This window comes from Pilimelia terevasa (genome assembly GCF_014647915.1).
Classification (GTDB): domain Bacteria; phylum Actinomycetota; class Actinomycetes; order Mycobacteriales; family Micromonosporaceae; genus Pilimelia; species Pilimelia terevasa.
On sequence record NZ_BMQC01000004.1, the window covers coordinates 263877 to 283031 of the forward strand.

A 19155-nucleotide genomic window follows, 5' to 3' on the forward strand; every position below is an offset into this window, starting at 1 on the left:
CGCCGACAACGGGAATCGAGGCGCGTGATGCACACCAGGCGACAAATCCGGACCGCCCTGGCCGTCCTGCTGCTGCTGGCGGGCACGCCCGCGGCGGCGGCCGCCGCCCCGGCGGGCCCGCTGCGGGTCACCCGGTACCTGGGCGAGCAGCGGCTCGCGCACCGGATGCCCTTCGCCGACACGGTCGTCGGCGGGCTCTCCGGCATCGACCGGGACCCGCGCACCGGCACCTGGTACCTGATCTCCGACGACCGCTGGCGCTACAACCCCGCCCGCTTCTACACCGGCCAGCTCGCCATCGACCCGGTCACCGGTGCCTTCACCGGCGCCACGCTGACCGGGGTCAGCACGCTGCGCCGCCCCGACGGCACGCCGTACCCGGCGTTCGGCCAGCCGGGGTCGGCCGACCCGGAGTCCATCCGGGTGGACCCGCGCGGCCGCGGCCTGCTGTGGAGCAGCGAGGGCGACCGGCCGGACGCCGCCAACCCGACGATCCCCCTGGCGGCCGGCTTCCTGCGCTGGGTCGACCCGACGGGCCGGCACCTGGGCGCACTGCCGCTGCCGCGCAATCTGCGGCTCACCACCGCCGACTCCGGGCCCCGCCGCAACTACGGGATCGAGGCGCTGGCGGTGACCCGCGAGGTGGTCGCCGCGGCGGTGGAGGGGCCGCGGTACGAGGACGGTCCGCAGCCCACGATCCTGCAGGGCGCGACCGCCCGGATCACCGTGTGGCACCGGCGGAGCGGGACGGTGGCGCAGTACGCGTACCCGATCGACCCGCTGCCCGCCACCCCGGTCCCGGCCGGCGGCGCCACGGACTCCGGGGTCTCCGAGCTGCTGGCGGTGGACCGGTACCGGTACCTGGCGCTGGAGCGGTCCTGGATCGAGGGCGTCAACTACCGGGTGAAGCTGTACGAGGTCGACCTGGCCGGGGCGACCGACGTCGCCGGCCGCGCCGGCCTGGCCGGCGGGCGGTCGTTCCGGCCGGCGGCCAAGCGCCTGGTGCTGGACCTGGGCGCCCAGGCGCAGCCGGTGCAGAACCTGGAGAGCCTGGCCTGGGGGCCGCGGCTGCCCGGCGGCGAGTGCACGCTGGTGATCGGGTCCGACGACAACTTCGACAGTCGGGAGATCACCCAGTTCCAGGCGTTCGCGCTGCGCGGCTGCTGAGCGCCGATCCTTGACCGATCGTGCAGCCTTCCCGCGCCTCCACGCGTGTCGCGAGGGAAATATTTGACAGAGAGAAGTCAAGCCAACACGCGAAGTTACTATTCGCGCTGGATGGCTTTAGCCGACAGGCGAGTGCGGGCTGTCCGGGCAAGTGGAGCACTCATGACTCTCTCGGGGGGAATTCACGCATGCGAAAGCCCAGGATCCGACCAGCATTGCACCGGTTGTCCCGCCCCGGCCTCGCCATCGGCGCGGCCGCCCTGCTGGTCGTCGGCCTCAGCGCGCCCGCCATGGCGGCCAGCGTGCCGATGACGCTCAGCGCCCCGTCCGGGCCCAGCCAGGGCGGCAACACCCTGACCGGTACCACGACGACCGCGGTCTTCAACGCCAACAGCGCGGTCGAGTTCCAGTACGTCGGCACCGGCGCCGCCGCCGCGTGCTCGGCCGTCTACGCGGCGCCGGCCGCCGTCGTCGTGGCGGGCACCCCGCCGGTCCAGACCGCGGGCATCCTGGCCGTACCGGCCGCCAACGTGCGGCTGCTGTCGACCACCAAGCTCGGCATCACGGTACCCGCCACGGTCGCGCTCGCCGGCGGCCAGACGACGGCGAAGTACAACGTCTGCGTCTACTCCGGCACCGTCACCGGCGCCAGCGGCAGCCCGCTGATCGCCAACGCGGCGTACTCGATCGCCGCCAAGCCCGTGATCTCCGCGATCTCCCCGAGCACCGGTCCGGCGCTCGGCGGCAAGACCGTCACCATCACCGGCTCGAACTTCCCGACCACCGCGGGCGCGCTCACCGCCAGCATCGGCGGCACGGCGCTCACCGGCATCTCGGTGGCGGCCAACGGCAACAGCTTCACGGCCAACCTGCCGGCCAAGACCGCCGGCGGACCGTACACGCTGTCGGTGACCTCGGCCGGCGGCACGGTGACCAAGGCCAACGCCTTCACCTACACCAACGGCATCGTCGTGGTGCCGAACACGGCGCCCAACACCGGCGCGACGCTGCCCGACATCGACATCCAGGGCGTGGGCTTCACCAACCTGGACTTCAGCATGACCACCGGCGCCACGCCGAACGACGCCAAGTCGCACGTGTACCTGGTCGACGGCAAGTACGACCCGACCACCAACTCCGGCAACAAGACCATCGGTGAGGTCGCGGAGTGCATCAACGTCCTCGTCGTCAGTGACACCGAGGTCATCTGCAGCATGAACCTGCGCAGCCGGATCAGCACCACCGGCACCTACACGACCGTCGCCGCACGCACGGTCGCCGACGGTGCCACGACCAACGCGAGCACGACGCTCACGTCGGCCACGGCGGCCTTCACCTCGGCGGACGTCGGCATGTCGCTGTCGGTGGCCAGCAACACCCAGGTGCCCGCGGGTACCACGATCGTCTCGGTCACCAACCCGACGACCGTGGTCCTGTCGGCGGCGGCCACCGCCACCGCCACCGGTGTCAGCACGACGATCGGCCCGCGCACCGCGGCGAGCGTCACGACCGTCAACGCCAGCACCGGTGTGACCGCGGCGGCGCCGCAGTTCACCGTCGCCGACGTCGGCCGCTCGATCACCGGTACCGGCATTCCGGCCGGCACCGTGATCAGTGCCTACACCAGCGCCACGCAGGTCACCCTGTCGAACGCGGCCACCGCGGGCGGCACCGTCACCATGACGATCGCGAACCCGGTCCCGGTGCCCAACGGCACCTACACCGTCGCCGTGATCAGCAACGGTGCGGTGGACGTCCAGGCCGGCGGCGCCAGCGAGGACGCCAACTACACCGAGTCGATCATCTCCAGCGGGTCGACGTTCACGGTCGCGGACTACTGACCGGGAACCCTGCCTGACCGGCGACGGCGGCGGCCCGGACCACGTCCGGGCCGCCGCTGCGCCGGGGCGCCACCCGTCCCGTCCCATCCGGGCGCGCCGCCCGCGCGCGGCGACGCGCCACCCGGCCACTGAGGAGCTGGCATGAACCCCCTTCGGCACACCACGCCGTCCGCCGAGACGGTCGCGTGGCGCCGTCGGCGCCTGCGGTTCGCGATCGGCGGCGCCCTCGGCGGCGCGCTGATCGGCGGCGCGGCGCTCGTCCTGTACCCCTTCGACGACCGGGCCGCGGACAGCCCCGCCCCGCCGCCGGCCGCCGCACCCGCGCCCGACACCGCCGCCGGCGGAACCGGTACCGCCGCCGCATCCGACCCGACCGCCGCGACGCGCCCCCGGGCCGCCGCCGCGAGCCCGACGCGGCGGATGAGCACCCGGGAGCGGATCGCCGCGGCGAAGGCCGCCCCGCACGTGCCCGCGGCCGCGCCGCAGGCCCCGGTGCCCGACAACGACAGCGTGTCCGTGGTGAACACCGGGCAGCTCCGCAAGGACCGGCGCACCCTGCGGGTCGTCTCGGCGCGCGCCGACCTGACCGGGCAGCGCGAACTGGCCTGGATCGCCGACGAGGGCCGGCCGGTCGGCAACGCCCGGTGTACCCAGAAGTTCCAGTTCAGCTCCGGCCGCCCGGCCGCCGAGCGGCCGACGCTGCTGATGTGCTGGCGGACCAGCGCCGCCCGCAGCGCCTACACGATCCTGGTGGACCTCTCCGGCCGGCCCTCGGCCGCCGACAGCCTGCTCGCCCTGGACCGGGCCTGGTCCCGGCTGACCTGAGCCACCCGACCGACCCGGGCACCGGATGTCGGGTGCGGGCGGTCCCCTGCGGCCTAGCGTGGTGCCCCGGAGGGAAGGGGCGCGGATGCTGGACCGGCTCAACGACGCGATGGAGTACGTGGAGCGGCACCTGGACCGGCCGCTGGACGTGGCCGCGCTCGCCCGGATCGCCACGACATCGGAGTACCACTTCCGCCGGCTGTTCTCCGCCCTGGCGGGGATGCCGCTGTCGGAGTACGTGCGCCGGCGCCGCCTGACCGTTGCCGGCGCCGAGGTGCTCGACGGGCGGGAGACCCTGCTGGCTGTGGCGGTGCGCTACGGGTACGGCTCGGGGGAGGCGTTCGCCCGGGCGTTCCGCGCGGTGCACGGCGTGGGTCCGGCCGAGGTCCGCCGGGGCGGCGCGCCCCTGCGATCGCAGCCGCGGATGGCCTTCCGCCTCGTCGTCGAAGGGAGTAACACCATGCGGTACCGGGTCGTCGACAAGGACGCGTTCCGCGTCGTGGGGTGGCGGGCGCGGGTCCCGCTGGTGCACGAGGGGATGAACCCCGCGTTGGTGGCGTTCATCCGCGGGATCGACAAGGCGGAGCTGGCGGCCGTGGCCGCGCTCGCCGACCAGGAGCCGGCCGGGGTGCTCGGCGCCAGCGTCAACCTGGCCGAGGACCGGGCCGAGGGTACCGAGCTGGACTACTACCACGGCGTGGTCACCGGCGCCCCGGCCCCCGCCGGCCGGGACAGCCTCGCGGTCCCGGCCGGCCGGTGGGCGGTGTTCGACAGCGAGGGCGCGTTCCCGCAGGCGCTCCAGTACCTGTGGCGCGACGTGTTCACCCAGTGGTTCCCGGCCAACCCGTACCGCAGCCGCCCCGGCCCCGAGATCCTGCAGACGCGCCTGTCCGCGGACGGGGCGCACGCCGCGGCCCAGCTCTGGATCCCGGTGGAGCGGGAGCCGCGGACCGGGTGACCCCCGTCGGTGCGCCACCGCCTCCCAACAATCCCCCCAAAGCGGACATATACTTTGTCCGTTTTTGGGAGGTTTCCGATGGTGAAGGTGCTGTATATCGCGGGCTGGGGCCGCAGCGGTACGACGATCCTCGACAACATCCTCAACGCCTACCCGAGCGTCTTCTCGGCGGGGGAGCTGTTCTACCTCTGGCGCCGGGGGCTGGTCCAGGGCCGGCGGTGCGGCTGCGGCGTCCGCCTCCCCGACTGCCCCTGCTGGTCGGCGATCCGGCGGCAGGCGTTCGGCACGGCCGAGCCGGACCCGCGCGAGATGATGGCGCTGCAGGCCGAGGCCGCCCGCGCCCGGCACGCCCTGCGGCTGTACCACCGGCCGCACGAGCCGGCGGTGCGCCGGTACCGGGAGATCATGGGCCAGGTGTACCGGGCGGTCGGCGAGGTCACCGGCGCGGAGCTGGTGGTGGACTCGTCCAAGACGCCGGCCGGCGCGGCGGTCCTGGCGCGGCTGGCGGGCGTGGAGGGGTACCTGGTCCACATGGTCCGCGACCCGCGCGCCGTGGCGTACTCCTGGATGCGCGCCAAGCCGCAGGTCGACCGGCCCAGACCCGCCATGATGGACCGGCACGGCCCGTGGGAGAGCACCGGCCAGTGGCTGGCCTGCAACGCCGTCATCGCCCACCTCGCCCCCGCCTACGGCCCGCGGCAGGCCCGGCTGCGGTACGAGGACTTCCTGACCGACCCGCGCGCCCGCGTGGAGAACCTCCTGCGGCTGGCCGGCGTGTCGACGGCCGACGGCCCGTTCCGCGGCCCGCGCGAGGTCGCGCTGGTGCCCAACCACACCGTGTCGGGCAACCCGAGCCGGTTCACCACGGGGACGGTCACCCTGCGCCTGGACGACGCCTGGCGCGGCGGTCAGCGGCCGCGCGACCGCGTGGTCGCCAGCGCGGTCGCGCTCCCGCTGCTGCGCCGCTACGGCTACCCGCTCCAGCCGCGGCGCCCCCCGGCCGCCGGCCCGCGACCGCGCTGACCGGGGGAGCGGCCGCTACGCTGCCGGCATGTTCGTCGTGACGCTGGAGTACCGGGTGCCGCTGCCCGAGGTCGACGCCCTGCTGCCGGCGCACCGGGAGTGGCTGGACCGGCTGCTGGCCGACGGCCACCTGGTCGCCTGCGGCCCCCGGGTACCCCGCACCGGCGGCGTCATCGTCGCCCGGGCGGCCAGCCGCGGGCAGCTCAACGCCCTGCTGGCCACCGACCCGCTGCACCAGGCCCGCGCCGCGGCCTACACGGTCGTCGAGTTCACCGCGGTCCGCGGCCTGCCAGACCTGCTGGACTGAGCCGCCGCCGCCGCCGCCGCCGCCGGCCGCCGCAGCAGCAGCAGCAGCAGCAGCCGCCGGCCGCCGCAGCAGCCGCAGCCGGCGCCGCGCCACAGCCGCGGGCGGACGACCGCGGTCCACACCCGACGACCGCGGTATTGACGCCGACGCCCGCGAGGTGACACCGTGAACACGCGTCGCTACCACGTGTCGCCGATCGTGCGTCGCCGCCCCGCCCTGCGGAGACCGGCGCCGCTGCGCCGCGTGGACCTCTGTCCGCCCGAGCCTGTGGGGTGCGAGTGGTGTCCGACCAGAAGCTGGTGCACGTCCTGACCCTGTGCGGCAACTGCGGCTGCGGCTGCCCCGAGCTGTACGTCGACCCGGAGGCCGAGCCGGCCCGGCAGGTCGTCGTCACCGACGACTTCGGCAGCGCCATCCGGATGAGCGCGCCGCAGTGGCGCGACATCGTCGCGCTGGCCAAGTCCGGCGCGCTGGACGCCGGCCCCTGACCCGCGGGCGGATGCCCGGGCGGCTCACCCCGGCGGACGGGCACCCTCGTCGGCGGCGTGCCGGCGCAGCTCGTTGACCTGCGTCACCGTTGTCGTCACCTGGCCGACCACGGCCGAGATGGTGCTGTTCTGCTGCGCGGCGACGTCCCGGACCTCCTCGATGGCGCGCCGGACCTGGCCCAGCGCCGCGCCCAGGCCCGTCATCACCTCCGACACCTGCGCCGCGCGGCGGTCGATGTCGCCGGCCGCCGTGGAGATCCGCGCGGCGGAGTCGGCGGTGCTGAGCGCGAGTTCCTTGACCTCCTCGGCGACCACGGCGAAGCCGGCGCCCTCCTGCCCGGCGCGGACCGCCTCGACGGTCGCGTTGAGCGCGAGCAGCCGGGTCTCGCGGGCGACCCGGCTGATCACCGCGGCCATGTCGGCCACCACCGGCAGGGTGCCGGCGAGGTCGGCGAGCGCCCGGTCGGCGGCGGCGGAGCGCGCGAGGATCGTGTCGGTGGCATCCGTCGCCTGGCCGATGCCACCGTCGATGCGCGCCACGCACGCCTGGACGGCGTCCATCTGGCCGGTCACCCCGTCGAGCCGGTCCACGATCGCGTCGACGACCTCGCCGGCCTCCGCGCGGGCGCGCCGCATCGAGTCCTCGCGGGCGGCCTCCCGCGCGGCGTACGAGGCGGCCAGGCCGTCGCGCTCCCGCTGGTCCGCCTCGCGCAGCAGGCCGCCCTGGGAGTGCAGGCGTTCCAACATGCCGTCGATCGCCCGGCCGAGTCCCGCGATGTCGTCCGTACCGGTGGGGCTCACCCGCAGGGCGGTGTCCCCGGAGGCGATCACCTCCTCGGTGACCCGGCGCAGCGGGGCGACCGCCCGCCGGATGGCCTGGCGCGACACGACCCACCGCGCCACGACCGCCGCCAGCGCCAGCAGGAGCAGCAGCGTGGTCAGGTTGCGGACGACGGCGGCGCCGAGGTCGGCGATGGGGCGGCCGCTGGTACCGCGCAGGACGAACGGCCGGTCCTGCCCCGCGACCGGCAGGGTGAAGGTCACCACCGTGGACCGGGGGGCGGTCTCCGCCGCGGTGCCGACCGGCCCGAGGCGCGACTCGATGGTCCGCTCGGCGGGGGGCGTGGCCCCGGCGCCGTCGCCGCGCAGGTCGACCCCGGTGCTGGTGCCCCACTCGCGCAGCAGCGCGTCGTCGACCTGGCGCAGCAGGATCAGGCTGCCGACCGCCGGGCCGGTGCTGTCGGTGCGGAACAGCCGGAAGCCGCAGCCCAGGTAGTGGGCGCCCGCCGCACCGGCGACGACCCGGCAGGCCGCCTCGCCGGGCCCGGCGGTGGGCACGACCAGTTCCCGGACCGCGTCGGCGGTGGCCAGGCCGGCGGGCGGTGCCCCGTACGCCGCGTTCCCGACGGTCCCGCCGACCCGGAACCGGCCGGCGGTGTCGACCCCGATGACCGCGCTGAGCTGGTAGATCTTGCCCATGTCGCCGGCCGGGAGGATCGCGTCGAACAGCCGGCGGTCGCCGTCGCGCACGGCCCGGTAGCTGTCGTCCCACAGGGCGTTGGTGGCGCCGACGTCGATCAGCCGCTGGACGCTGTTGTCCAGGGAGCCGACCACGGCGCGGGCGCGGTTCAGCTCCTCCCGCTCCTCCAGCCGGATGAAGCCGGGCGCGGTGACGGCGCCGGCCAGCGCGACGACCAGACCGGCCACGAGCACGGCGAGGCCGCCCACGGCCACGGCGCGGTGTCGCTTCGGCACTGCCACCCCCGCTCCGGCCGCACGGCGTGCGCGGGCGGCCCCTCGGTGCGCGCGTACCGCGGCCGCGCGGCACTGGGCGTCCGGCGGGCGGCAACGGCCAGGCTACTGGCTATGACAGGCCGTGTCCCGAAAACAAGATCATCGGGTGCGGGTCGCGGCGCGCCGCCCGGACCGGGGCCGGCCCGGCGGCGTCAGGCCGGCTCGTAGGCGAGGTTGGGCCGCAGCCAGCGCTCCACCTCGGCCACGGTCGTGCCGCGCCGCGCCGCGTAGTCCTCGATCTGGTCGCGCCCGAGCCGGCCGACCGTGAAGTACCGGGCGTCCGGGTGGGCGAAGATCAGCCCGCTGACGCTCGCGGCCGGCGTGACCGCGAACGACTCGGTCAGGCCCATCCCCAGGCCGGCGGCGTCGAGCAGGTCGAACAGCTCCCGCTTCTCGCTGTGGTCGGGGCACGCCGGGTAGCCCAGCGCCGGCCGGATGCCGCGGAACCGCTCCGCGTGCAGGTCCGCGACCGCCGGGGCCGCGTCCGGCTCGAACCACTCGCGCCTGGCCTGCAGGTGCAGGTACTCGGCGAACGCCTCGGCGAGCCGGTCCGCCAGCGCCTTCACCATGATCGCCCGGTAGTCGTCGCGCGCCGCCTCGTACCGCCCGGCGAGCCGCTCGGCGCCGTGGACCGCGACGGCGAAGCCGCCGAGGTGGTCGCCGTCCGGGGCGACGTAGTCGGCCAGGCAGCGGTTGGCCCGCCCCGTCGGCTTGACCGTCTGCTGGCGCAGCATCGGCAGCCGCACGACGGGATCGGTGAGCACGATGTCGTCGCCCTCGGCGTGCGCCGGCCAGAACCCGTAACCGCCGACGGCCTCGAACGACCCGTCGGCGATGATCTGGTCGAGCAGCGTGTTGGCGTCGTCGAACAGCTCCCGCGCGACCGGCTGCTCCAGGATCGCCGGGTACTTGCCCTTGAGCTCCCAGGCCAGGAACAGGAACTGCCAGTCCACCAACCCCCGCAGCGCCTCCAGCGACGGCCGGACCACCCGCACCCCCGTGAACGGCGGCACCGGCAGCCCGTCGAACGGCACCGCCTCCCGGTTGGCCCGCGCCTGCGCCACCGTCAGCAGGGCGGTCGACTGGCGGGCGGCGTGCTGCGCGCGCAGCCGCTCCTGCTCGGCGAGGTTGCTCTCCCGCAGCGCCCCGGCCCGCTCGGCGTCCAGCAGGTCGGCGACGACGCCGACGACCCGGGAGGCGTCCAGCACGTGCACGGTCGTGCCGTCGTACGCGGGCGCGATCCGCACCGCCGTGTGCTGCTTGGACGTCGTCGCCCCGCCGATCAGCAGCGGCAGCTTCAGGCCGCGCCGCTGCATCTCCGCGGCGACGGTCACCATCTCGTCCAGCGACGGCGTGATCAGGCCGGACAGCCCCACCGCGTCGGCGTTCTCGGCGACGGCGGTGTCCAGGATCCGCGCGGCCGGGACCATCACCCCGAGGTCGACCACCTCGTAGTTGTTGCAGCCCAGGACGACGCCGACGATGTTCTTGCCGATGTCGTGCACGTCGCCCTTGACCGTCGCCAGCACGATCCGGCCCTGGCCCTGGACGCTCTCGGCCCGGCCGGCGAGGCGGGCCTGCTCCTTCTCGGCCTCCATGAACGGCTCCAGGTAGGCCACCGACCGCTTCATCACCCGGGCGCTCTTGACCACCTGCGGCAGGAACATCTTGCCGGAGCCGAACAGGTCCCCGACGATGCGCATGCCGTCCATCAGCGGGCCCTCGATGACCTCCAGCGCGCGCGGCAGGACCTGCCGGGCCTCCTCGGTGTCCTCCTCGATGAAGTCCACGATCCCGTGCACCAGCGCGTGGGACAGCCGCTCGCGGACCGGCTGCGCGCGCCACGACAGGTCCGCGGTGCGCCTCGTCCCGGAGCCGGTGACGGTCGAGGCGAAGGTGACCAGCCGGTCGGTGGCGTCCGCCCGGCGGTCGAACAGCACGTCCTCGACCAGCTCCAGCAGGTCGGCGGGGATGTCCTGGTACACGGCGAGCTGGCTGGCGTTGACGATGCCCATGTCCAGCCCGGCCCGCACGGCGTGGAACAGGAACGCCGAGTGCATCGCCTCGCGGACGACGTTGTTGCCGCGGAAGGAGAAGGAGAGGTTGGAGATGCCGCCGCTGGTGCGCGCGCCGGGGCAGCGGCGCTTGATCAGCGGCAGGGCGTCGATGAACTCCTTGGCGTACCCGTTGTGCTCGGCGATGCCCGTACCGACGGCGAGCACGTTGGGGTCGAAGATGATGTCCTCGGCGGGGAACCCGGCCCGCTGGGTGAGCAGGTCGTACGCGCGGGCGCAGATCTCCACCTTGCGGGCGGCGGTGTCCGCCTGACCCCGCTCGTCGAAGGCCATGACGACGACCCCGGCGCCGTAGTCGCGGATGCGCCGGGCCTGGTCGAGAAAGACCTCCTCGCCCTCCTTGAGGCTGATCGAGTTGACCACGCCCTTGCCCTGGACGCACTTGAGGCCGGCCTCCAGCACGCTCCACCGCGAGCTGTCCACCATGATCGGGATGCGGGCGACCTCGGGCTCGGTGGCGATGAGGTTGAGGAACGTGGTCATCGCGCGCTCGCTGTCGAGCAGGTCGGCGTCCATGTTGACGTCGAGCAGGTTGGCCCCGCCGCGCACCTGGTCCAGGGCGACGTCGACCGCCTGCTGGTGGTCGTCGCCCTCGATCAGCCGCCGGAACCGCGCCGAGCCGGTGACGTTGGTGCGCTCGCCGATCATCACGAAGCCGGTGTCCGGCCCGATCGTGAACGGCTCCAGCCCGCTGAACCGGGTCGCCGCCGGGGGCGCCGGAACGGCCCGCGCGGGCACGTCGCGCACGGCCGCGGCGATCGCGGCGACGTGGGCGGGCGTCGTACCGCAGCAGCCGCCGACCACGTTGACCATCGTGGACCGCGCGAACTCGCCGAGCAGCGCCGCGGTCTCCCGCGGGGTCTCGTCGTACCCGCCGAAGGCGTTGGGCAGCCCGGCGTTCGGGTGGCACGCGACGTAGGTGTCGGCGAGCCGGGACAGCTCGGCCACGTACTGGCGCATCTCGGCGGCGCCCAGCGAGCAGTTCACGCCGACCATCAGCGGGGCGGCGTGGGCGACCGCGTCCCAGAACGCCTCGACCGTCTGCCCCGACAGCGTCCGCCCGCTCAGGTCGACGATCGTGACCGAGATCCACAGCGGCAGGTGCGGGGCGACCTCCCGGGCCGCGGCGACGGCGGCCTTGGCGTTCAGCGTGTCGAAGATGGTCTCGATCAGCAGGATGTCGACGCCGCCCTCGGCCAGCGCGGCGATCTGCTCGGCGTACGCGGCCCGGACCTGGTCGAAGGTCACCGCGCGGTACGCCGGGTCCTCGACCCGCGGCGACATCGACAGGGTCACGTTGAGCGGGCCGATCGAGCCGGCGACGAACCGGCCGCCGGCCTCGTCGGCGGCCTGCCGGGCGAGCCGGGCGCCCGCCAGGTTCATCTCGCGGACGTGGGCCTGCATGCCGTAGTCGGCCTGCCCAATGCTCGTGGCGGTGAAGGTGTTGGTGGAGGTGATGTCGGCACCGGCGGCCAGGTACTGCCGGTGCACGTCGAGGATGACGTCCGGGCGGGTGATGTTGAGCAGGTCGGGGTCGCCGGTGACGTCGTCGGGGTGGTCGGCGAAGCGGCTGCCGCGGTAGTCGGCCGGGGTGAGCTGCGCGCCCTGGAGCATCGTCCCCCAGGCGCCGTCGAGGACGACGATCCGCCGGTCCAGGAGCTCCCGGAGGCGACCTGTCGCCTCCGACGCCGCGAACGAACCCACCAAGCACCTCCGACATGGGAGGCGCCCTTGATGCGTGACCAGCGTCGAGCGTGGCGGGACCCGGCCCGTTGCAGCGCCTCTCGACTCCGATGCAGGAGTGTACCGGACCCCGACCTGCGGCCCGCCCGCGTCGTTGCCCGCCGCCGGGCGCCCGCGGCCGACGACGGCGGTCGATGCGTTGGGGCCGGCTCAGGTCAGCAGCAGGCCCGCCGCGGCCGCGAACGAGGACACCGTCGCGTCGGCGGCCGGCGTGTCCGGCGCGTCGGCGTACTCGCCGGTGCGGACCCGGACGGCGCGGGCGCCCGCGGCGCGGGCCACCGCCACGTCCTTGCCCGGCCGGTCGCCGACGACGACCACCGCCGCGGGCGGCACGCCCAGCGCCGCCGCCGCGGCGGCCAGGCCGGCCGGGTGCGGCTTGCGCGCCGCCCGGCCCCCCAGCTCGTCGGAGACCACCACGGCGTCGAAGGCCGCGGCCAGGCCGGTCGCGGCCAGCTTCGCCCGCTGGATCGGCGGGGCGCCGTCGGTCAGGCAGGCCACCGGGTACCGTTCGCGGAGCCGGGCCAGGGCGGCGGCGGCGCCCGGGTAGCACGGCAGCGCGCGCGGCCGGTGCGCGGTGAAGGCGGCCACCAGCGCCGCCACCAGCTCGTCGGCGGCCGCGACGCCGCACGCGGCGAGAGCCCGGTCGATCGTGGCGCCGCGGTCGGAGCCGGCGGCCAGCTCGCGGGCCAGCGCCGCGGCCACGGCCGGGCCGTCCAGGCCGGCGCGGACCGCCGCCCGGCCGACGGCGCGCGCGGCGCCGTCCAGGTAGCTGGCCTGCGGGTACAGGGTGTCGTCCAGGTCCACCACCACGGCCGCGGGCGGGCCGCCGGGCAGCCGGACCGGGCCGGTCACGCCGGCAGCCGACCGGGCAGGACCCCGTCGGTGAAGTCGGGCTCGACGAGGTCGAGCAGCCGGTCCAGTTCCGGGCGGCCGAGGATCTCGGCGACCTGCGCGCCGGTGGTGCCGTCGCCGTACGGGCACTCCCGCGCGGCCAGCCGGGCCAGCGACCCCGGGGTCTGCAGGGCGCGGGCCGCCGCGAGCGCCCGGTCCGCCTCGTCGTCGGTGGTCAGGCCCGACAGGACGGCGCTGCCCGCGGTCACGCCCTCCCAGCGCGGCGTCGACCGGCGCAGCACGACGACCGGTACGCCCAGGTAGGCCGCCTCCTCCTGGACGCCGCCGGAGTCGGTGACCACGACCCGCGCCGCGGCGAGGGCGGCCAGCATCCCGTCGTAGGCCAGCGGGGCGGCGAGGGTGACGTCGGGCGCGGCGGCCAGCCGGGCCTCCAGCCCCGCGGCCCGCAGCCGGTCGGCGGTCCGCGGGTGGACCGGGAAGGTGACCGGGCCGACCTGCGCCGCCAGCGCCTCCACCAGCCGCGCCAGCCGGGCCAGCCGGACCGGGTCGTCCACGTTGGTCGGCCGGTGCGCGGTCACCAGCACCCCGGTGCGCCGCGCCGGGGGAACCGGCGCCGCGCCCCGCTCGCGCAGCGCGTCGATCACGGGGTTGCCGACGACGAACACCCGCTCGTCCTCCACCCCCTCAGCCGCCAGGAACGCCGCCGCCTGGCGGGTCGGCGCGAAGTGCACCTGCGCCGTGGCGGCCGCCACCCGGCGGTTGACCTCCTCGACGCTGCGCTGGTTGAAGCTGCGCAGCCCCGCCTCCAGGTGCCCGAACGGCACGCCGAGCCCGCGGGCGGCCAGCGCGTACGCCGGCACCGTGGCCGTGTCGCCCAGCGCCAGGACCAGGTCCGGCCGCACCCGCGCGACCGTGGCGACCGCGCCGGCCGTCAGGGCGCCGAGCCGGGCGGCCTGGTCGTGGGCCGGCAGGGTCAGCGCGATGTCGACCGGCAGGCCCAGCTCGGCGTACCGGGCGGCGCCCAGCTCCGCGCTCGCGTGCTGGCCGGTGTCCACGGTGGTCACCGCGTGGCCGGCGGCCCGCAGCGCCCGGACCACCGGTGCCAGCTTGATGATCTCCGGCCGCGTGCCGCACGGCACGAGGACCCGCCGCCGCGCGCTCACGCCGTGCCCGCCAGGCGCAGCGGGTCGGCCACGGCGCCGCCGTCGGCGCCGACGTACACCTCGCTGAAGTGCCGCGCCATCCGCACGCCCGCGTCGAAGCTGAGCCGCGGCAGGTCGGCCGCGGGGTCCAGGATGCCGGCCAGGTAGGTGCCGACGACGTCCGCGCCGGCCGCCAGGGTCAGCGGCAGGCCGCCGGAGAACCGCGGGTTGACCTCGACGACCGTCACGGTCACCGCGGCGTCCGGGTTGACCGACAGCGGGGCGGCGTCGGCGACGAAGCCCTGCACGTTGGCCGGCCCGGTGAGGCCGACCGCCCGCACGGTCGCGGCCACGACGGAGGTCACCGCGGTCGAGTCGAACGTCGTCCCGCGCACCGAGATGCCGGCCTTGGTCTCGTCGCGCCAGCGCGGCACGCAGGTCAGCATCGCGCCGTCGCGGCCCACCAGCACGTCGGCGGTGAACTCGCGCCCGGCCAGCCGGGTCTGCGCGATGGCCCCGGGCACCCGGCCCATCGCCTCGGCGAGTGCCGCGGCCGTGTCCACGGCGACGACGTCGCGGCTGCCGCGGCCGTGCGCCGGCTTCACGATCCAGGGGCCGGGCAGCTCGGCGGCCCGCGCCGGGTCGGCGGTGGTCTGCGGGTGCGGCACACCGGCGGCGTGCAGGGCCGCGGCGAACGCCACCTTGTCCAGGCAGGCGGCCGACGCGGCCGGGTCCGGCAGCCAGGTCCGGCAGCCCAGTCCGGCCAGGGTGCCGGTGAGCGGCTCCAGCGCGGCGTACTCCTCGGCGACGGTGCAGACCAGGGCGTCCGGCCGGTGCGTGGTGACGATCTCCACCAGCCGCGCGCCGTACCCCGGCTCGTCGGCCCGGGGCAGTACCTCACCGGCGCTGGCCAGCCGCAGCCCGACCGCGTCGGGGCTGGCGTCCAGCGCCAGCACCCGGTGCCCGGCCGCGCGTAGCGCCCGGATCACGGCCACGCCGGCGGGTCCGCCGGCACCGGTGACGGCGACGGTGTGCCCGTCGGCGCGGTCGCCGGTCGACCCCTCGGGCGCGCGCATCAGCCACGCCCGCGCCCACAGCCGCAGCGCGGTGACCTGCGGGCGGGTGACCGGCTCCCACTGCCGGGCGGCGACGGCCGCGGCGAGGGCGTCGAGGACCACCGGGTCGGTCTCGTGGGTGGCCACCGCCAGCAGCGTGGCGGTGTGCACGCCCAGGCCCTTGGCGGCGAGCGCCGCGATCTGGTTGGCCCGCGCCTGCGGGCCGAGGTGGCCCAGCCGGTAGTCGACCCGGTTGCGCTCGCGGCGGGCGCCCAGCCGGCGGGAGATCGGCGCCGGTACGAGGAAGCGGTGGACGAACGAGATGAGCCGGTACTTGCCCGGGCGGGCGGCGGCGGCCAGGCCGTCGTCGCGGTAGCCCAGGCCGGGGCGGGCCCACGCGTCGGGGCGGTTGGCGGTGTGCCGGCCGGCGCGGTCCTGTTCGGCGCGCTCGGCGCTGTGCATCGTGATGGTGATCAAGATGAGGAGTCCGATCAGCGTGTAGACGAAGTTGAACAGCGCACCGACCCAGTCGTGGAACAGGATCAGCGCCCCGTCGCCGTACCAGACGCCGGCGAGCAGGGAGGCGATGAGGCGGGCCTGGTTGGCGCCGACCACCCACAGCGCGGCCGCGCCGAGGCCGGGCAGCGCGTGCGGGCGGCGGCGCAGCAGGAACACCGCGAGCGCGCCGATGGCCAGCAGGCTGGCCAGGGCGGAGCAGGAGGGCGTGAGGACGGCGAGCATCGTGGCGCCGTCGGGCCCGAAGACCAGGAAGGTGTCGTCGAAGGGGGCCGCCACCCGCCGCTCGCCGCCGAGGGTCAGCAGCAGCATCACCAGCCGGACCTCGACGTGCCGGGCCGGGTCGACGAGCAGCAGGAAGCCGCCGTAGCACCACGTGACGGCACCGACGATCTCGTACAGCACGGTGCGGCGCCGGGCGATCGCGCCCGGCCGGCGGCGGTCGGCGCGGATCCGGCGGACGAGCCGCCCCTCGGCGACGGCGGCGCTCACGCCGCGACCTTCGGCGCCGGGCGGGTGGCCGCGGTCCGCCGGGCGAACGTCGCCGGCCGCTGCGGCGCCGCCTCGGCCGCCGTGCCGACCGAGCCGGACCGGGCGGTCTTGGCCCAGCTCAGCCGCTTGCCGATCATGCCGTCGAGGTAGGCATGGGTGGCGGTCAGGATGGACAGCCCGAACGCCGGCAGGAACGCCACGAGCTGCCAGGCCGCCCGCCGCTCCACCCGGCCGACGACGAGGCCGACGGCCAGCTCGGCGAACGGGCCGGCGAACAGCAGCGCCGACAGCGGGAGCAGCCCGACGACTGCCTGTCCGCCGACGCCGAAGGCGCGCAGCAGGGTCAACCCGAGGCCGAGCCCGCACAGGACCGGCACGTGGTACACCCACAGGAACATGACCGTCTCGATCTTGTCCACGAGGCCGAGGTGCCGGCTGCGCAGCACCGGGCGCCAGTAGTCGCGCAGGCACTTCTGGTGCCCCAGCGCCCAGCGGTGCCGCTGCTTCCAGAAGCGGCGCGTCGAGTGGACGGCCTCCTCGAAGTCCACCGCGGTCGGGTCGTAGCGCACCCGGCCGCCGGCCAGCAGGACCCGCAGCGTCAGGTCCGTGTCCTCGGTGACGGTGTCGGGGTTCCAGCCGCCCAGGGCGCGCAGGGTGCTCACCCGGACCGCGCAGTTGGCCCCGCCGTAGGCGGGCAGCTCGAACAGCGCCTGCCGCCCGTACTCGTTGACCAGGTACCCGGACAGGTAGTCGACGAAGATCGTCCCCGCCAGGGACGAGTCGGCGCCGTTGCGCACCACGCAGCGGCCCATCACCGCGCCGACGAACGGGTCCCGGAAGTGCCGGACCAGCCGGCGCAGGACGTTGCGCGCCGGCTCGTGGTCGGCGTCGAAGACGACGACGATCTCGGCGTCCACGCCGGCCAGGGCGTCGTTGAGGGCGCCGGACTTGCCGCCGCCGGCCCCCGGCGCCCGGTGCAGGACCCGCAGCCGGGGGTCGGAGGCGGCCCAGGCGTCCAGCCGCGCGGCGGTGCCGTCCTCGGAGGCGTCGTCGACGACGACGATGGTGAGCCGGTCGCCGGGGTAGTCGAGGCCGAGCAGCGCCGACACCATGCCGTCGACCACCAGCTCCTCGTTCTTGCAGGCCACCAGGACGGCGACCGGCGGCGCGTAGGACTCCAGCCCGACCCCGGCGGCCTCCAGGTCGGCCTCGGCCCAGCGGGCCGCCGAGACGGCGAAGGCCAGGTGCCGGAAGAAGAACGCCAGGAACACCACGTTGAGGACGCCGGCCGCGATGCCCAGCGTCAGGTCGAACCCGATCAGCGCGAACGCCGCGAGCAGGACGAGGGCGTACACCGCGAGCGCGACCCAGTGCCGCTCGACGCGGCCCTGCGCGGCCGCGCCCCCGGCGCTCACCACGGCGGGGCGGCCGACTGGCCGGGGGCCACCGCGACGCGCCCCGGCGCGGCGGCCGGGATCCGGCCCAGGTCCCAGACGAACCGGGCCGGGGTGAACGCCTCGGCGTACCGGATCCGGGCCTGCGCCCCGAAGTAGCGGGCCGCCGCGGCGACCACCTCGGGGTCCACCATCGCCGAGCCGTGGACCTGGCTGCGGTGGCAGGCGAGCGCGGCGAGCTTGCGGTCGAGGTGGGCGGCGACGTCGACGTAGACCGACGGCCGGAACGCCAGCGTCGACGGGCTCTGGTAGTGCAGCACCCGGGGTCCGCGGCGCGCGGCCGACACGGTGGCGGCCGCCACGGCGCGGTGGTCCTGGTGCGAGTCCTCGGGCGCGTGCACGTACACGACGTCGGCGGCGACCGCCTCGATGACCTGCTCGACGGACGAGACGGTGCCGGCGTCCGCGGTGATGGCGCAGTCGACCGCGTGGCCCCACAGCAGGACGGCGCCGAGCTGCGCGGCGGCCTCCTCCTGCTCCTGGGCGCGCTCGGCCACCGAGCCGGGGCCGTTCTGCCCGCCGGTGAGTACGAGCATCGTCACGGCGTCGCCGGCCGCGCGGTGGGCGGCCAGGGCGCCGCCGCAGCCCAGTTCGATGTCGTCGGGGTGCGCGCCGACGGCCAGCACGCTGTACATCAGGCCCGCCGGCGGCGCAGGGCGCGCACGAGCAGCGCGGCACCGGCGATCACGGCGCTGGCGCCGAGGGCCAGGACCGGGCCGGTGCCGTTGCCGTCGGCGGGCAGGCTGACCTGGGGGCCGCAGCTACGCGAGCTGGACCGGGCGGTGGCGGTGTTGCCGTGCACCTTCCAGACCACGACGGTGTTGACCGGCACGGCGGCGGTGGTGAACGCGGCGCGGCGCGGGCCGGGGGAGAAGCGGGTCGGCTGGCTGCCGTTGAGGCCGCCGGGACTGACGATGTTGTTGGTGCCGACGGCGACAGTGACCGCGCTCGAGGAGTAGCTCGTGTAGTTGAAGACCGCGCGGTAGGTCCCGTTGACGGGCACGGTCACGCAGTCCACGGCGGGGACGACCTGGCCGAAGTGGGCCGAGGCCGGGGTGGCCGGCAGGACGAGCGCGGCGAGTACCGCGAGCGCGGCGGCGGCGTACGCCGCGCGGCGCGGCGTGGTCGAGATCGGCACGGCTGGCCCTCCGAAGCATCGGTCGGTCAGGCAGCACCGCGGTCACCGGTGGCCCACCCGCAGTTTCGGCGCGGGACGCCGGCGGCTGAGAAATATCGCGGTCGCGGGCGGGGGCGGCCGGCGCCCCGGCCGCGGAATCGGCGCGCGGCCGAAATTCTTTCTGGGGCCGATTAAGGACGCCCGCGCCGTTTCGGAATTGTGGGCGCGCGGGGCCGGAAAGGGAATCGGTGAATACCGCCCGGGACGGCGCACCACACGGCGTACCAGGGTCTATACATTTCTACA

Annotated in this window: 15 protein-coding genes; 7 read left to right on the forward strand and 8 right to left on the reverse strand. The window is 75.6% G+C overall.

The window, feature by feature from the left end:
* Window positions 1-27: 27 nt before the first annotated feature.
* From IEY75_RS08115 to IEY75_RS08145, 7 genes are all read left to right on the forward strand, one after another.
* On the forward strand, window positions 28-1167 hold the full coding sequence (locus tag IEY75_RS08115; RefSeq protein WP_189113602.1) for an esterase-like activity of phytase family protein: 1140 nt from the start codon (window positions 28-30) through the stop codon (window positions 1165-1167).
* Between the two features lie 224 nt (window positions 1168-1391).
* Window positions 1392-3008: an IPT/TIG domain-containing protein gene (locus IEY75_RS08120; protein ID WP_189113603.1), complete on the forward strand. Its 1617-nt coding sequence runs from the start codon at window positions 1392-1394 to the stop codon at window positions 3006-3008.
* A 141-nt stretch (window positions 3009-3149) separates the two neighbouring features.
* Window positions 3150-3833 carry a hypothetical protein gene (locus IEY75_RS08125; RefSeq protein ID WP_189113604.1) on the forward strand — a complete coding sequence of 228 codons (684 nt, stop codon included), beginning with the start codon at window positions 3150-3152 and terminating at the stop codon, window positions 3831-3833.
* Window positions 3834-3918: 85 nt separating this feature from the next.
* Window positions 3919-4791 carry an AraC family transcriptional regulator gene (locus tag IEY75_RS08130; RefSeq protein WP_189113605.1) on the forward strand — a complete coding sequence of 291 codons (873 nt, stop codon included), beginning with the start codon at window positions 3919-3921 and terminating at the stop codon, window positions 4789-4791.
* 78 nt (window positions 4792-4869) lie between these two features.
* A complete protein-coding gene (locus IEY75_RS08135) occupies window positions 4870-5814 on the forward strand; it encodes a sulfotransferase (RefSeq protein WP_189113606.1) in 945 nt (314 codons plus the stop codon).
* A 28-nt stretch (window positions 5815-5842) separates the two neighbouring features.
* Window positions 5843-6121: a YciI family protein gene (locus IEY75_RS08140; RefSeq protein ID WP_189113607.1), complete on the forward strand. Its 279-nt coding sequence runs from the start codon at window positions 5843-5845 to the stop codon at window positions 6119-6121.
* A 281-nt stretch (window positions 6122-6402) separates the two neighbouring features.
* The gene (locus tag IEY75_RS08145; RefSeq protein ID WP_229789441.1) at window positions 6403-6609 is read left to right on the forward strand and encodes a hypothetical protein; all 207 of its coding nucleotides are present in this window, start codon (window positions 6403-6405) and stop codon (window positions 6607-6609) included.
* Between the two features lie 24 nt (window positions 6610-6633).
* Here the strand turns inward: IEY75_RS08145 and IEY75_RS08150 are convergent, their stop codons facing one another.
* The 8 genes from IEY75_RS08150 to IEY75_RS08185 all read right to left on the reverse strand — a co-directional run bounded on the left by IEY75_RS08150 (window position 6634) and on the right by IEY75_RS08185 (window position 18870).
* Window positions 6634-8370: a methyl-accepting chemotaxis protein gene (locus tag IEY75_RS08150; RefSeq protein ID WP_189113608.1), complete on the reverse strand. Its 1737-nt coding sequence runs from the start codon at window positions 8368-8370 to the stop codon at window positions 6634-6636.
* A gap of 185 nt (window positions 8371-8555) precedes the next feature.
* Window positions 8556-12182 (reverse strand): methionine synthase, encoded by a 3627-nt coding sequence (gene metH, locus IEY75_RS08155; RefSeq protein ID WP_189113609.1) that lies wholly within the window; start codon window positions 12180-12182, stop codon window positions 8556-8558.
* Window positions 12183-12371: 189 nt separating this feature from the next.
* On the reverse strand, window positions 12372-13073 hold the full coding sequence (locus tag IEY75_RS08160; protein WP_229789442.1) for an HAD family hydrolase: 702 nt from the start codon (window positions 13071-13073) through the stop codon (window positions 12372-12374).
* Window positions 13070-14236 (reverse strand): non-hydrolyzing UDP-N-acetylglucosamine 2-epimerase, encoded by a 1167-nt coding sequence (gene wecB / locus IEY75_RS08165; RefSeq protein WP_189113610.1) that lies wholly within the window; start codon window positions 14234-14236, stop codon window positions 13070-13072. Before wecB ends, IEY75_RS08160 begins: the two co-directional genes overlap by 4 nt.
* Window positions 14233-16278 carry an ATP-grasp domain-containing protein gene (locus tag IEY75_RS08170; protein WP_189113611.1) on the reverse strand — a complete coding sequence of 682 codons (2046 nt, stop codon included), beginning with the start codon at window positions 16276-16278 and terminating at the stop codon, window positions 14233-14235. The genes wecB and IEY75_RS08170 overlap by 4 nt, the downstream gene beginning before the upstream one ends.
* A complete protein-coding gene (locus IEY75_RS08175; protein ID WP_229789443.1) occupies window positions 16275-17693 on the reverse strand; it encodes a glycosyltransferase family 2 protein in 1419 nt (472 codons plus the stop codon). The genes IEY75_RS08170 and IEY75_RS08175 overlap by 4 nt, the downstream gene beginning before the upstream one ends.
* Window positions 17690-18367 (reverse strand): PIG-L deacetylase family protein, encoded by a 678-nt coding sequence (locus IEY75_RS08180; RefSeq protein ID WP_189113613.1) that lies wholly within the window; start codon window positions 18365-18367, stop codon window positions 17690-17692. Before IEY75_RS08180 ends, IEY75_RS08175 begins: the two co-directional genes overlap by 4 nt.
* Window positions 18367-18870 carry a hypothetical protein gene (locus IEY75_RS08185; protein WP_189113614.1) on the reverse strand — a complete coding sequence of 168 codons (504 nt, stop codon included), beginning with the start codon at window positions 18868-18870 and terminating at the stop codon, window positions 18367-18369. The genes IEY75_RS08180 and IEY75_RS08185 overlap by 1 nt, the downstream gene beginning before the upstream one ends.
* Window positions 18871-19155 lie beyond the last annotated feature (285 nt).

Excerpts from the sequence above, each read along its gene's own strand:
- IEY75_RS08115 (WP_189113602.1), top strand. The coding sequence starts at position 28 with ATGCACACCAGGCGACAAATCCGGACCGCCCTGGCCGTCCTGCTGCTG.
- IEY75_RS08125 (WP_189113604.1), top strand. The coding sequence starts at position 3,150 with ATGAACCCCCTTCGGCACACCACGCCGTCCGCCGAGACGGTCGCGTGG.
- IEY75_RS08130 (WP_189113605.1), top strand. The coding sequence starts at position 3,919 with ATGCTGGACCGGCTCAACGACGCGATGGAGTACGTGGAGCGGCACCTG.
- IEY75_RS08135 (WP_189113606.1), top strand. The coding sequence starts at position 4,870 with ATGGTGAAGGTGCTGTATATCGCGGGCTGGGGCCGCAGCGGTACGACG.
- IEY75_RS08140 (WP_189113607.1), top strand. The coding sequence starts at position 5,843 with ATGTTCGTCGTGACGCTGGAGTACCGGGTGCCGCTGCCCGAGGTCGAC.
- IEY75_RS08180 (WP_189113613.1), bottom strand. The coding sequence starts at position 18,367 with ATGTACAGCGTGCTGGCCGTCGGCGCGCACCCCGACGACATCGAACTG.